Source organism: Tellurirhabdus rosea, from assembly GCF_026278345.1.
GTDB lineage: Bacteria > Bacteroidota > Bacteroidia > Cytophagales > Spirosomataceae > Tellurirhabdus > Tellurirhabdus rosea.
Genome location: NZ_CP111085.1, coordinates 5,459,884 through 5,474,194, shown reverse-complemented (window position 1 = coordinate 5,474,194; position 14,311 = coordinate 5,459,884). Strand labels below are relative to the sequence as shown.

The 14,311-nt window shown below is 55.9% G+C and carries 13 protein-coding genes; 9 read left to right on the top strand and 4 right to left on the bottom strand.

All coding sequences use genetic code 11. The annotated features are described in order from the left end of the window. Positions 1-370 precede the first annotated feature (370 nt). The 6 genes from ORG26_RS23070 to ORG26_RS23045 all read left to right on the top strand — a co-directional run bounded on the left by ORG26_RS23070 (position 371) and on the right by ORG26_RS23045 (position 7,448). On the top strand, positions 371-3,127 hold the full coding sequence (locus ORG26_RS23070; protein ID WP_266366011.1) for a sialate O-acetylesterase: 2,757 nt from the start codon (positions 371-373) through the stop codon (positions 3,125-3,127). A gap of 203 nt (positions 3,128-3,330) precedes the next feature. Further along, the gene (locus ORG26_RS23065; protein WP_266366010.1) at positions 3,331-4,485 is read left to right on the top strand and encodes a M20/M25/M40 family metallo-hydrolase; all 1,155 of its coding nucleotides are present in this window, start codon (positions 3,331-3,333) and stop codon (positions 4,483-4,485) included. 107 nt (positions 4,486-4,592) lie between these two features. Further along, on the top strand, positions 4,593-5,156 hold the full coding sequence (locus ORG26_RS23060) for a hypothetical protein (protein WP_266366009.1): 564 nt from the start codon (positions 4,593-4,595) through the stop codon (positions 5,154-5,156). Then, on the top strand, positions 5,156-5,854 hold the full coding sequence (locus tag ORG26_RS23055; RefSeq protein ID WP_266366008.1) for a 16S rRNA (uracil(1498)-N(3))-methyltransferase: 699 nt from the start codon (positions 5,156-5,158) through the stop codon (positions 5,852-5,854). Before ORG26_RS23060 ends, ORG26_RS23055 begins: the two co-directional genes overlap by 1 nt. 9 nt (positions 5,855-5,863) lie before the next feature. Next, positions 5,864-6,523, top strand: coding sequence for a DUF4159 domain-containing protein (locus ORG26_RS23050; protein ID WP_266366007.1), 660 nt, complete (start codon positions 5,864-5,866; stop codon positions 6,521-6,523). 127 nt (positions 6,524-6,650) lie between these two features. Beyond that, on the top strand, positions 6,651-7,448 hold the full coding sequence (locus ORG26_RS23045; RefSeq protein ID WP_266366006.1) for an acyl-CoA desaturase: 798 nt from the start codon (positions 6,651-6,653) through the stop codon (positions 7,446-7,448). Positions 7,449-7,521: 73 nt separating this feature from the next. Here ORG26_RS23045 and ORG26_RS23040 read toward each other — a convergent pair whose 3' ends face one another. From ORG26_RS23040 to ORG26_RS23025, 4 genes are all read right to left on the bottom strand, one after another. After that, complete coding sequence (locus tag ORG26_RS23040) at positions 7,522-8,049, bottom strand: 5' nucleotidase, NT5C type (protein ID WP_266366005.1); 528 nt, start codon at positions 8,047-8,049, stop codon at positions 7,522-7,524. A 54-nt stretch (positions 8,050-8,103) separates the two neighbouring features. Further along, positions 8,104-8,850: a hypothetical protein gene (locus ORG26_RS23035; RefSeq protein ID WP_266366004.1), complete on the bottom strand. Its 747-nt coding sequence runs from the start codon at positions 8,848-8,850 to the stop codon at positions 8,104-8,106. Positions 8,851-8,941: 91 nt separating this feature from the next. Beyond that, on the bottom strand, positions 8,942-10,309 hold the full coding sequence (locus tag ORG26_RS23030; protein ID WP_266366003.1) for a dihydrolipoamide acetyltransferase family protein: 1,368 nt from the start codon (positions 10,307-10,309) through the stop codon (positions 8,942-8,944). A 45-nt stretch (positions 10,310-10,354) separates the two neighbouring features. Then, the gene (locus ORG26_RS23025) at positions 10,355-11,602 is read right to left on the bottom strand and encodes a competence/damage-inducible protein A (protein ID WP_266366002.1); all 1,248 of its coding nucleotides are present in this window, start codon (positions 11,600-11,602) and stop codon (positions 10,355-10,357) included. 179 nt (positions 11,603-11,781) lie between these two features. Between ORG26_RS23025 and ORG26_RS23020 the strand changes: the two genes are divergently transcribed. The 3 genes from ORG26_RS23020 (at position 11,782) to ORG26_RS23010 (ending at position 14,280) form a co-directional block, all read left to right on the top strand. Continuing rightward, complete coding sequence (locus ORG26_RS23020; RefSeq protein ID WP_266366001.1) at positions 11,782-12,531, top strand: DUF4197 domain-containing protein; 750 nt, start codon at positions 11,782-11,784, stop codon at positions 12,529-12,531. Between the two features lie 117 nt (positions 12,532-12,648). Next, the gene (gldC, locus tag ORG26_RS23015) at positions 12,649-12,996 is read left to right on the top strand and encodes a gliding motility protein GldC (protein WP_266366000.1); all 348 of its coding nucleotides are present in this window, start codon (positions 12,649-12,651) and stop codon (positions 12,994-12,996) included. An 84-nt stretch (positions 12,997-13,080) separates the two neighbouring features. After that, the gene (locus ORG26_RS23010; RefSeq protein WP_266365999.1) at positions 13,081-14,280 is read left to right on the top strand and encodes a thioredoxin family protein; all 1,200 of its coding nucleotides are present in this window, start codon (positions 13,081-13,083) and stop codon (positions 14,278-14,280) included. Positions 14,281-14,311 lie beyond the last annotated feature (31 nt).

The window sequence follows — 14,311 nt, the reverse complement described above, 5'->3', positions numbered from 1 at the left end:
ACGCATAAGTTTTGGAAAACAAAAAGTCGCCCGGCACCGGGCGACTTTTTGTTTTTTATACCCCGCAACGGCGGGAAGAGAAGGCGATTGAAGTAAAATATATGAACGTATGATAAATTTTATGGTAACAAAAACGCTCATTTTAGCTCCTGGGAAGGCTTTTTGTTAAGTTTGACATGGAAACTTGTACAAGCTAACATTAAGCGTTATGCAACGCACCGCAACCTGTATTTTACTCTGTTTATTGTCGTCTCTGGTTTATGCCCAGATGTCGATAAGTTTTCCTTCTTCGCGCACTGTTTTTCAGCGCAATAACCAGAATGAGGCCGTCATTCAGGTAAGAGGTACCTGTCCCTCGGAATCGGGTAGGGTGGAAGTACGCCTCTTTAATCGGAGCAATCAAACCACAATTGATTGGCAAAGTATCGACAATACCGTCGAAAGCGGCCAGTTTTCGGGAGGCGTCACAGCGAGCGGCGGATGGTACAATCTCGAACTGAGAGCCGTCAGCAGCAACGGAACGCCACTGGGTACCACGCTGGTCGAGCGCATTGGCGTGGGAGAGGTGTTCCTGGTGGCGGGGCATTCCGTGGCCCAAGGAGATGAAAACCCCATTGAAGCCGCTTCTGACGACCGGGTGAATCACATCCAACAACCTCTGTCACAAATTTACGAGAGTACCGCCGATCCCCAGTACCTAACCAATCCGCCGTATGCACAGCTCGGAGAGGGTGCCCGCATCGGACCGTTTGGGCACAGCGCTCACTTCTGGGGAGCTTTTGGACAGCATCTGGCGCAGCGTTTAAACGTACCGGTTTTGATTTTCAATGCGGCATTTGGGGGAACGAGTCTTGAACACTGGGCGAAATCATCACAGGGGCAATGGTTCGAACACGGTTTTGTCCGCTGGGATATTCGGATGCCCTACATCAACGTAAAAAATACGCTGACGAAGTACATACGTGATATTGGGGTTCGCGGAATCCTGTCCGACCAGGGGCAGAACGACCATGCCAACACAAACGTTGATGAGGTGCTGCAATACTACCGGACCTGGGTCAACCAGGCGCGTGTAGATTTGAACTATGGGGCATTGGCCGTGATGGTGAACCGGCAGACCCCCTATATTACCACGGACCCCCGCTGGGCCATTCGGCAGGCGCAGAACCGCATGGCCGCTGAACCCAACTGTTTTCCCGGACCGGATTATGATACCGGACTGGAGCCACAGCACCGACCGGATCAGGTTCATTTGAACGATGAGGGAAAACGCCGCGCCGCTCAGTTGTGGGCAGATGCCGTTACCAACACCGGCTTCCTGAACACTTCCCAGCCGTGGCAGCCGGGGTATACGAGCACCGCTGCTGTGCCCGGTACACCCACCCCGCCAAACCCGACAGGAACAGCAGCGCCGGAGGGCTTTGTCGAGATGGTTTCCTGCGAGCGGGTAACGGGCTGGGCGGCGGACCGTTCACGGCCCAACGTTTCGGTAAGCGTAGAGGTGTATGTCAATGGTCAGCTGGCCGGGACAGTGGTCGCTGATCGGCCGCGGGCGGACGTGGGCGCATACCTGAATGACAACGGGCTGCATGGCTATGAGTTTGTGATTCCGGCCCCTTTCCGCCGCAACGGCAACCAGACCATTCAGGTGCGTTACAGCGGCAGCAGCCGGGAACTGAGCAACAGCGGTCAGACGGTGGGGGGCTGCACGGCGCCGGCTACCGATTCACCCGTGACGCCCTCCCCGGCTCCGGCCCCTTCGGCAACGGACAACTACCGACAGCCGGAGGGTTTTCTGGACAATGGTTTTTGCGACCGGGTGACAGGATGGGCCGCTGACCGATCCCAGCCGAATGTATCGGTTAGTGTCGATGTGTACGTAAATGGTCAATTGGCCGGCACGGTGAGGGCCGATAAGATACGCTCGGACGTGGGCGCATACCTGAATGACAACGGGTTGCATGGCTATGAGTTTGTAATCCCGAATGCCTACCGCAGGGCAGGAAACCAGCAGATTCAGGTGCGTTTTTCGGGGAGTAGCCGGGAACTGAGCAACAGCGGCCAGACAGTAGGGGGGTGCCAGGCACCCCCGTCAGAGGCTACTCCAACTCCTACCCCGACTCCCACGCCGGTTCCGGCACCTACAGGTGATTACCAGCGTCCGGAAGGATTTCTGGACATCGCTTCCTGCGAGCGGGTAACGGGCTGGGCGGCGGACCGTTCACGGCCCAACGTTTCGATAAGCGTAGAGGTGTATGTCAATGGTCAGCTGGCCGGGACAGTGGTCGCTGATCGGCCCCGGGCGGACGTGGGCGCATACCTGAATGACAACGGGCTGCATGGCTATGAGTTTGTGATTCCGGCCCCTTTCCGCCGCAACAGCAACCAGACCATTCAGGTGCGTTATAGCGGCAGCAGCCGGGAACTGAGCAACAGCGGCCAGACGGTGGGGGGCTGCACGGCGCCGGCTACCGATTCACCCGTGACGCCCTCCCCAGCTCCGACCCCTGCGGCTTATCAACAGCCTGAAGGTCACCTGGATCATGCTTCCTGCGACCGGATTACGGGCTGGGCGGCCGACCGGGCAAAGCCCAATACGTCAATTGGTGTCGATCTGTACATTGATGGACAACTGGCCGGTACACTGACCGCGGACAAACTTCGGACAGACGTAGGCGCTTACCTCAATGATAATGGTCTGCATGGCTTTGAGTTCGCCATACCGTCGGTTTACAAGACCTCCGGACAGCATACGGTCGTGGCCCGTTTTGCGGGTTCAGCCCAGTTGTTTACCATGAGCACCCGGCAGTATACCTGCGCTAATGGAGGGCGACTGGCGAGCAAAGAAAAAGGCAGGACCGGAACGGCCGAAATTTCTGATTTCCGGATATTCCCCAACCCGGTAGAAAAAGAATTGACGCTGGCTATTCCTGCCGGATACCAGCCCGGACAGCTTTCGTTTAGCGTAACAAACAGTTCCGGGCAGGTCATGGGACCTGTCACCACGCCCGGTTTTCTGGACCAATCGGCTACGCTTAGCGTAGGCTCGACAGCTCCTGGAATCTATTTCCTAAGAATCAGCCAGGCGGGGCGCTTATTAAAAGTCCTGCGGTTTGTAAAGAAATAAACCACACAATCGTAAAAAGCCGGTATTCATACCGGCTTTTTCGTTTTTATATCGTTTACTTGGTTTGCGACTGAACAAAATCAGTTACAAATGATTGGCCGTTAATCTGTTTTTTGGCTTACATTCGTTCTCAACAAAGCGCTCTGTTCGTATAACCGGAACCGTAAAGTATGGCCTTTTCGATTGAATCCTTTTTGCGTGACTTGACTAAACTTCCCCACCGGGGGGCGGGCACCCGGTATGAAGGGGTGGCCCGCGAGATTTTAACGGAAGCACTCCGGGAACAGCGGGCGGAGGTCGTGACCGAATCCTTCCAGACTCCGCGAACCTACGTCTCCGTTGTCTACTGGCTCATCGGCGGACTGCTGCTGGGACTGATCGGACTGCCGTACCTGAAAACGTTTTCCATCCTGATAACCTGGGCCAGCACGGTCGCGGCATGGCTTTACTTCAACTGGCGTTTTTCGCCCGTCGTTCTGCTGCCTCCGCTGGTTCAATCGCATAATGTAATCGGCCGGTGGCGCGACTCCGGAGAAGGGGCGGAGCCGGCGATGAAGGTGATTCTAATGGCCCATTACGATACCGCGCCCGTTTCCCTGCTGTACAGTTCTGGGCAGGTAAGGGGTTTTCGGTCATCTCTGATCGTTTCTCTCCTGCTGATGCTGCTGGCCAGCGGGCTGGTCGTGGTGAACCTTTTTGATCTGGAAAACGAGTATCTCCTTTCGATTCGCTACGCACTGGCCGGGTATTTCCTACTCCAGGCGTTGCTCGGGACGCTTGGCTACTGGCTCAACGGCTATACCAACGGCGCCAGCGACAATGCTACCGGCGTGGCGGCGGCACTGGCCACCGCCGAGCGCCTCCGCCAGTGCGGACTACCGGGACTTGACCTGGAAGTCGTCCTGACCGGCGCCGAGGAGGTGGGGATGATCGGGGCCCGGCAGTACCTGGAAAGCCACATTCAGGAATGGCCCCGCCACCGGACATTTGTCATTAATTTCGACACGCTCGGGAACGGCAAACTGAACCTGATCAAAAAAACGGGCACAGTGGAGTCCATCCGTTACGACAACGACCTCTTTCGGCAGGCGCAGAAAATTGCGGGTGAGCGTAATTTTCGGGGGCAGGTGAGCATTGGTGCCTGGCATACGGCCGATTTTGATACGGTCTGGTTTGTGCGGGAGGGCATCCCGGCGATTACCCTGTCGGCCCTCGATGAGCACGGACAAATGCCTCACATTCACCGCAAAGAGGACCAGCTTCTCAACACAAACCTGTCCGCCCTGCCGCTCGCCGTCGATTTTGCCACCCAGACCGTGGTCCGGCAGTACCAGGCAGGGTCGGTGGTGCGGGCCTGAAAAGTGTTGAGATTTCGGGCTGGAGTCAGTAGTTTTGACATTTTGGTGAACTGCAGCCCGGAAATTGTGTTCTACTCCGGAATAGACAACAAAATAACGCATCACTCATGGCAGCGACGTACAAAAACAAAGGCTACGAGCCGGAAGAAATCCAGCTTCTCAAAGAAGAAATCCAGAACGAAGGGAAACCTTATGTGCAGGTAGAAGACGAGGAGGTGGATATGCTGGAATCGGGCGAATGCGTTCACATCCAGTTTGTGGGAAATGAAAACGGGCAGGAAGTAATTTGTGACGCGATCATCTACACGCTCCGCCTGCACCACAGCAGTCTGGTCTATGAAATGGCCGTCGAAAAGGCCAAAAAATCATTTCCGCAGTACGTGGCCCCGGAAGACCGAAAGCCGAATTACAAGATCAATCCGGAACTGGACGAAGAAATTGAACTGTACGTGACCGAACTCATCGAGGAACTGGAGGAAACCGAAGCCGTTCAGGTTCAGGAATATCTGGAAATCGACCGGGACTTTGAATACGGCATTGGCCTGGATGTGAGCCTGAACGTGGACGAAATTACGGATGAGGTCATTCTCAAGTTTATTGACGATTATAACAACCAGACCGTCCAACTGGACAACACCCTGTATTCGTTCAAAAGCGAAGAAGAAGATTGATGCCCCTGTTTTACCAGCCTAATGCGTTATCAGAGCCTTTTCTGGGGGAGGAAGAATCCCGGCACTGCGTCAAGACACTCCGGTTGAAAAAGGGTGACCCGATCGAGGTGACGGATGGGCAAGGAAATCGGCTCGCGTGCGTTATAGAAACAGCCGACCCGCGTCGGTGTACCTTCCGTATTTTGCAGCAGCATACGGACCCGGTTCGCCCGTACCAGATTCATCTGGCGGTGGCTCCCACAAAAAATCTCGACCGAATAGAATGGTTTGTCGAGAAGGCTGTCGAAATTGGTATCGACAGCCTGACGTTTTTTGTGGGCAAACACTCCGAACGGCGCGTGCTGAAAATGGACCGGGTCGAAAAGATTGCCGTGGCGGCCATGAAACAGTCGCTTCAGAATCGTCTGCCGGCCCTTGCTTTTCTGGAACATTTTCGGGAAGTCCTAAACTTATCGGCCGATCAGCGGTTCATAGCTCATCTGGACGAGGAGAATCCGACGCCCCACCTGCTGAAAGCCGCCCGACCTGCCGGTTCCGTGCTGGTGCTGATCGGACCGGAAGGGGATTTTTCGAAAGACGAGCTGGCGGCCGCCCTACAGTCAGGTTTCAAGCCGGTGACGCTGGGGAAGACCCGCCTGCGGACCGAAACGGCGGCCTTTGCCGCCTGTCATACCGTGCATCTGGTGAATGAGTTATAAGCGTTACGCATGAAACGACTACTATTCTTTCTGCTCCTTGCGATTGGCCTGCCTACGGCGGCTTCAGCTCAGTATTCGTACAAAATTGCCAAACTGAAGTACGGCGGCGGCGGCGACTGGTACGCCAACAAAACGTCGTTGCCAAACCTGATCCGGTTTGCCAATTCAAACCTGCGGATGAATATCTTTCCGGAAGAGGATATTGTGGAGGTGGGCAGCCCAGAGCTTTTTTCGTACCCGTTCGTGCATATGACCGGTCACGGAAACGTCGTATTTACCGATGCCGAGGCGCAGAACCTGCGCCGCTACCTGATGTCGGGCGGCTTTCTGCATATCGACGACAACTATGGGCTGGACAAATTTATCCGCCGCGAGATGAAAAAAGTGTTTCCGGAGCTTTCGTTTATCGAACTTCCGTTCAACCATCCGGTCTACAACCAGAAGTTTCGCTTTGCCAACGGCCTTCCAAAAGTACACGAACACGACGGCAAGGCCCCGCAGGGTTTTGGCCTCATATGGGAAGGTCGGCTGGTGTGCTATTATAGCTTCGAATGCGATCTGGGCAACGGCTGGGAAGACCAGAGCGTACATAATGACCCGGAAGAGGTCCGTCAGCAGGCCCTGCGGATGGGCGCCAACCTGCTCCAGTACGCCACGACGGTGTACTGAGCCAACCCGAAAAATTTATAAAAAGTAAAACATTCGGGCCGACTTTGTTGTAAAATAGGTAACTTTGCTTATCTGCCCTGCAATCTTATTTGTCTTTAGTTCTGTACAATTAACCCTCTTAGTCCCTGTGGCAATTGTCATTTTTGTCTTTCTGGCGCACTGGTATCTGTCTCTTTTTTGCCAGACCTTCTTCCTGCACCGCTATGCTGCCCATAAAATGTTCACCATGAGCAAGGTGTGGGAGCGCTTTTTCTATTTTTTGACGTACCTCTCGCAGGGGTCGTCGTACCTGAGCCCCCGGGCTTACGCGGTCCTGCACCGGATGCACCACGCGTTCAGCGATACGCCAAAAGACCCTCATTCGCCGCATCATACGAAGAACATTTTTACGATGATGTGGAAAACAAAGGATCTCTACAACGCCGTTCTGCACCGCAAACGGCCCGTCGAGCGGCAGTTCGACCGGAATTATCCGGAGTGGCACCTGATCGAGAGAATCGGGGATTCCTGGGTTTCCCGGGTCGGGTGGGGCGTTCTGTACGGTCTTTTTTACGTCTTCGCTTTCCTCTATCTGGATATGCACTGGGCGTTTTTCTTCCTGCTGCCGATTCACTTCCTAATGGGGCCTATCCACGGTGCCATCGTCAACTGGAGCGGACACAAATACGGCTACGCCAACTTCGATAACCACGATAGATCCAAAAATTCGCTGGTCTTCGACCTGCTGATGATGGGCGAACTGTTCCAGAACAACCACCACAAACGTCCCAACGATGCCAATTTTGGGGCCCGCTGGTGGGAATTCGACCCGACGTATCCGATCATCCGGCTGCTGTCGAAAGCAGGCATCATCAAAATGCGCCCGGCCAAGGTGGTCAGCCCGGAATTCGAGACGGGTCACGAACGACAGGTAGAGGTCAAGTAAATATCGGCTTCCCAACTAAAAAAACGCCGGTGTCCTTCCAGAAAGGGCACCGGCGTTTCTATTTCTACCGGACTCAGAGTAGCAGCCCGGCGATTTCGTCCCACGACCGGACCCGCCGAAACTCGTTGTCGTCCGTGTTGTGCGGGGCGTGAAAAAGCAACCCTTCGCCCTCAAATGTCAGGAGATTGCGCGGCAGGTCGTCGATCATGTACTCGGCCCGGATGATGCTTTTGTCGCCCAGAAATACCCAGTTCTGCCACGGAATATGCGAAAAGTGCCGCATCAGCCAGTCGTATTTTTCTTCGAACGAATTCCGAAACTCCATCGCCGCCGTTGTGACGAACAAATCGTATTTTTCCATCAGCGCCCGCGTAACGTCGATAGCCCCTTCCATCACCTCGATGTCGGTGAAGAAGCCCCGGTCGTGCACGTAGCGGAAAAGCCGACCGTAGGTTTCCTGATCGAGCAACTCGTGAAACGATTTCTCCCGGAATCGTTCGGGTGCCACAACCGGGTCGAAGTCGCGGCGGTAGATGTCGATGAACTTGCCGGTCGTGTCGGCGAGGACATCGTCCATATCAATGGCAATGCGTGGTTTCATTCAGGTTGTCAATTCTATTGTTGCGCAAAAGTAAGACTTCCGACCGGCCGGTGCTTACGGCAGGAGCGTAAACTGAAAAATTAGGCCTTCCGAAGCCGCGCTGTACGGGTTGGGAAACTGGTAGCCGACGGCGAGTTCCAGCTTCTTCTGAATCCGAAAATCCAGCCCGGCGGTAGCGGCTCCGTACGAATGCGTACCTCCCATATAATCCGCCACCAGCAGCAGTTTGTTATGAAACAGGGGCTGCTCAAACCCCAGTTGGATACCCAGGCCGGGCGGACGCAGAAAAAAATCGTTTCGGTAGCCCGGTCCAAACAACGTCCGGTCGGCATGGTACAGGCCGGTAATCAGGCGGGTGTTCAGTTTGGGCAACTCCGTAATCAGGTTCCCGTACGCATAGGCCCCAACCCGGACGTCGTTGTTCTCCGGAAAATGAAAGCCGTACTGACCCCCGACGCCGAGACTGAGCCATTCGGTCAGGTAAAAGCCTTTCTGCGCGTTGAGCAGGACAAACGGACTGAGGGGTTCTTTCTGCGGGTCGGAGTTGGATTCCAGTCCCAGGGGGCGCGTATGGCCCTTTACGTTGAACAGGTTGAAACCCAGCTCCAGATTGCGCCCGATTCCGTAGCTAAAGGTGGTGTTCGACTGCAATTCCTGCCCCGATACGTTGATCTGCTGCTGAATAATGAACTGATGGCGGCGGGTAAGCTCGGAAGTCGGGACGTTGAAGATGTTCTGCTGGGCCTTGACGGAATTTAGAAAACCCGTCAGAAAAGCAAGGGCAATAAAAAATCGCTGCATGGTGGATAAGACATGGAAACGTCTTATCCAACCAGCAGCGAACGGGAGAGTTCGGATCTGTTCCTGAACGGTCCCGGTTTAACCGGAATTCTTAAACCAGTCCCCGGTCCGGATCAAAACCTTCCAGATAGTCGGAAACCCGTTTGACGAACTGGCCGCCCAGCGAGCCATCCACCACCCGGTGGTCGTAGCTGTGGGAGATAAACATCTTCTGCCGGATACCAATCAGGTCGCCCTGGGGCGTTTCGATGACGGCGGGTTTTTTCTGGATTGCACCAAAGGCCATGATCGCCACCTGCGGCTGGAGGATGATTGGCGTTCCCATGATGTTGCCGAAGGTGCCGATGTTCGAAACGGTATAGGTGCCGTTAGCCAGGTCGTCCGCCGTCAGCTTGTTTTCGCGGGCGCGGCGCGTCAGGTCGTTCACTTTCCGGGTCAGCCCAACCAGGTTGTACTGATCCGCGTCGTGAATGACCGGCACAATGAGATTCCCGCTCGGAAGGGCCACCGCCATGCCGACGTTGATGTTTTTCTTGACCAGAATGCGGTCGCCGTCCACCGAAACGTTGATCATCGGGAAATCCCGCAGCGCTTTAATGACGGCTTCCAGCAGGATAGGCGTGAAGGTGATGTTCTCGCCGTATTGCTGCTGAAACGGCTTTTTGACCCGTTCGCGCCATTGGGCGGCCACGGTCATATCGGTCTCAACGAAGGAGGTGACGTGCGGCGACACCCGTTTGGATTCGACCATCCGCTCGGCGATCATTTTCCGCATCCGGTCCATCTGCACAATGTCGGTCTGGCCGTTAAGGGACACCGCCTTGGCGGGTTGCGGTACGGGTGCCTGTACGGGCTGCGGCTGGGGCGCGGGTTTGACTTCGGCGGCGGGCGGCGGTGCCGGCTGCGCCTTCCGCTGCTCCACGTAAGCCAGAATATCTTTCTTGGTCACCCGGTGTTCCGCACCGCTGCCCGCAATCCGGGCCAGTTCTTCCTGCGAAATCCCTTCCGTACGGGCGATGCTGAGCACCAGCGGCGAGTAAAAACGGCTGCCGGCCGGAGTTGCCTCAGCGTCGGTCCGGATGTCGGGGTTGCGCGGCGAGAGGGTACTGATGTCGGCTTCCAGCTGGGCGGCCACGCTCGCTACATCCTGCTCGGCCGTCTCGGTAACGGCGGCCGGGGCCGGGGCGGCGGGCGTATCGTCGGCCGCTTCCGCCCCGGCTTCGGTTTCAACGCGGGCAATCGGGCTGCCAATCGCCACCACGTCGCCGTCCTTGACCAGCCATTCTTTAAGAATACCGCTGCTGGAGGCCGGTACTTCGGTATCTACTTTATCCGTTGCTACTTCCAGAATAGAATCATCCGTTTCGATGCGGTCGCCGGGCTTTTTGAGCCACTGGATGACCGTGCATTCCATGATGCTTTCGCCCATACTGGGCATTTTCAATTCAATTAGTGCCATGTTGGTAAAGTTAAAGGCGTCTCGTATGGTTTGTTGTGAAGTAGGTTATTCCATCAAAGTCTGTCGCAGCAGATTGAGCACCTGGACGTTGGTGTGCTGGATGTTCCATTCGCGGAACTGACCCAGCCGGAGCAGGCGGGTAACCGTTTTCTGCGCCGTTGAAACGGCAATCCAGATGGTGCCGACGGGCTTGTCCGGGGTGCCGCCGTCGGGTCCGGCGATGCCGCTGGTGGAGATGCCCACCTCAGTGCCCAGCACCTGCCGAACGCCTTCGGCCATCTCCCGAACGGTCTGTTCGCTGACGGCTCCGTGGGCGGCCAGCGTCTCCGGACGAACGCCCAACTGCCGGATTTTTACCTCGTTGCTGTAACTGACCACGCTTCCCCAATAATAAGCCGACGACCCCGGAATGCTCGTAATCCGGCTCGCTACGTAGCCGCCCGTGCAGCTTTCGGCGGTAGCCAGGGACCAGCCTTTTTCGACCAGCAGCCGCCCGATGACGGTTTCCAGTTCGTCGTCGTCGAAGCCATAAACATACGGTTCAATCAGCGGTAAGACCCGGCGTTCCTGCTCGGCTACCTCGGCCTGGAGTGCCGTCCGGTCGGCACCGGTAGCCGTCAGGCGAAGTTTCACCTGTCCGAAACTGGGCAGGTAGGCCAGGCGGATGTGGGGGGGAAGGGCGTCCTCCCAGTCGGCGATCGTCTCGGCAAGAAACGATTCGCCGATGCCCGCCGTCCGGATGATGCGGTGATAGATTTCCGGCGTTTCAAAATGCTTTTTCAGCAGGGGAATCACGCGGTGTTCCATCAGGTTTTTCATTTCAAACGGCACCCCGGGCAGGGAAACGTAAACGGTGTTGTTTTCCTCGAACCACATACCGGGCGCCGTGCCCCAGTCGTTAGGAACATAGGTGGCGTTGGTAGGCAGGGCGGCCTGCATCCGGTTCAGGTCCGTCATCGCGCGGCCCCGGCGGGCGAAGAAGTCCGTCACGAAAGCCAGGGCGTCCTCGTTGAGGGCCAGTTCGGTGCCGAAAAACTGACAGAGCGTTTGTTTGGTGATGTCGTCCTTGGTGGGGCCCAGGCCGCCGGTCAGGATCACGACATCGACCCGTTCGGTGGATTCCTGTAAAATTTCCAGAATGGCCTCCCGGGTGTCGCCGACCGAGGATTTCCGAACGGTCCGGATTCCGATTTTAGTCAGTTCGGCGCTGATCCACTGGGTGTTGGTGTCGGTAATCTGACCAAACAGAATTTCGTCACCAATTGTAATAACTTCTGCCGTTATGGTTTTCATGAAAATTTTACGGGACTGCGGCCGGGATTGACTTTACTTTTGCCTGTTTTTTGCGTCTAATTGGCAAACGCGGCCGGTATTTAGTCGGTTACGTATGAACAGGATATGGCTCAAAAGTACGTAAAAAAACGATTTTGGAGGTGTCCTGACCGGATTCACTAGTTAGAGAACAAGAAGAAATGAAAAGAAACGGATTCCTGGTTGCCCTGCTGACGGCGGCCTCTTTTGCAGCATTTGGCCAGACCGACACGGCGCAGCCCCGTCGGCAAACCGGCTTTGGACGGATTCTCGAACAGGTCACCAAAAGCACGTCGTCGGGCGGGGTGACCAGCAGCGAAATTGCCAGCGGCCTGAAGGAAGCGCTGCGGATCGGGATCAACAAAGGGGCCGATAAGGCCTCGGCCGTGGACGGATATTACAAGAACCCGCTGATCAAGATCATCATGCCGCCGGAGGCCCAGCAGGTGGAGAAACGACTGCGCCAGGTGGGCCTGGGAAAGCAGGTGGACAGTTTTATCATGGAACTGAACCGTTCGGCAGAGGACGCGGCCAAGGAAGCTAAGCCCATCTTTCTGACCGCGCTGACGCAGATGACCATTCAGGATGCGGTCGGGATTCTTCGCGGAGAGCCCAACGCGGCTACGCAATACCTGAAACGCACCACCACCAGCCAGCTGGTGACCGCCTTTACGCCGGTGATCGAAAAAGCGCTTAAAAAGAACAATGCCTCGCAGCATTACGCCGACATCGTCAACACCTACAACCGGCTCCCGTTCGTCGCCAAAAAAGCGGACCCGGACATCACCCGTTACGCCACCACCAGGGCCGTGGACGGCATGTTTACCCTCATTGAGCAGGAAGAGCGGGAGATTCGCAAGAACCCGGCCGCCCGCGTGAACGATCTGCTGCGGCGGGTGTTTGGCAGTTAAGGCCGGGTGGCCGGTTGACGGGACAGGCTTTTCTGCCACGCTTCGTCACCCGGCCACTTCGTTCCTTTTCCGTTCGTCCCGTAGTCACTTTGCCTCTTCCTTCGTACTTTTGCGGCTATGAAAAAATCAGACATTCATTTTACCGTCGAACTGGACAATCAGAACATTCCGGAGAAAATTTACTGGAATGCCACGGATAACCCCAACGAAGGACTGAGCGATACAAAGGCCATCGCCGTAGCCATCTGGGACCACTACCACCGGAGTACCCTCCGGCTCAACCTGTGGACGAAGGAAATGGAAGTGACGGATATGAAACGCTTCCTGATCGAAGTAATCGGCAGCCTCGCCGACACCATTGTAACGGCCACCGGCGACCAGCAAATGGCCGACGAAATCGACAATGTGTGCCGCACGATGAGCAAACGGGTCGAAGACGAATACAAAGCTCAGCAACAGAAATAATAATTGAGTGTGATTTAAGGTTTATCGGGTATAGGGCATCTATACCCGATAAACCTGTTCTTTTTTCCTCAATAAGCCCATTTTATGAGAAGACTTGCCGCCGTAACCCTGCTCTGGTTTTTGATGTTTGCTCCGGCTCTTGCGCAGAAAGGAGGCATTCAGTTCCGGCCGGCCACGGTCGCTGCGGCCTTCGATGCGGCCCGAAAAGCGCGCAAACCCCTGTTTGTCGAAATCTATTCCCCCACCTGCCACGTTTGCCAGAGCTTTATTCCGACCTTCAACGACAGCCGGGTTGGGAAATACTACAACGAGAAATTCGTGTCGGTAAAGTTTGACGTGACGAAGCCCGAAACGCAGAATTTCCTGAAAAAAAGCCGGCTCTTTGTGCCGTCCCTGCCGCTTTTTCTGTATTTCAGCCCGCAGGGCGATCTGGTGCACATGGCCATGAGCAACAATGCGGCGGACGAAGTCATCCGTCACGGCATGAATGCCCTTACGCCGACCGCCCGCGCCGCCGGGTACCAGCAGCGGTATAACAGCGGCGAACGGTCCGCCAACTTTCTGATCGATTACGGGATGTATGCCCGCGTGACGTCGGATACGGCGACCAACATCCGGCTCATGAACGAGTATGTCCGCCAGGTTCCGGCCAACTCGTACGCCAATCAGACAAACTGGCTGGTGCTGCAGAAACTGATTATGGACGTGGACAACCCGCTATTTCAGTATATGGCTGGTAACCTGGGTCAATACGCGCCCAAATACGGGGCCGATCTGGTCAGGCAAACCGCCGAGAATATCCTGATGAGTTCGCTCTACAGCAGCCGCGGCAACCAGTACCCGGCCCCCAAAATCCAGAAAATCCGGGAGCAGCTCGTGCAGATCGGCATCAGTCCGCAGGTGGCGAGCAACCGGACGTTGCTGCCTGAGGTAAACGCCTATTTCCGGGCCGGGCAAACGGCTAAAGCCGTTCAGCGGATGGATGCCCACGCTACCCAGAACAATTTTTCGGTGCCCGAATACCTGTACGTCATTCGCCTGTTTAACGGAAAAAGCACCGACGCCAGCGATGTCCCGACGGTCACGAAGTGGGCCAACAAGGCTATCTCGCAGGCCACCAGTCCGAAAGACCAGGCGGAGCTGTATTTCGAACTGGCCGAAGCTTACCGCCGGGCCGGACGGAAAGCGGACGGTCTGAAGGCGGCTCAGAAAGCGCTCGAAACGGCGAAGTCCGCGAAGCTGGACACCCGCCGAAACACGGAACAGATTTCGCAACTACAATAAAAAATCCCCGGTTGGCCAACCGGGGATTTTT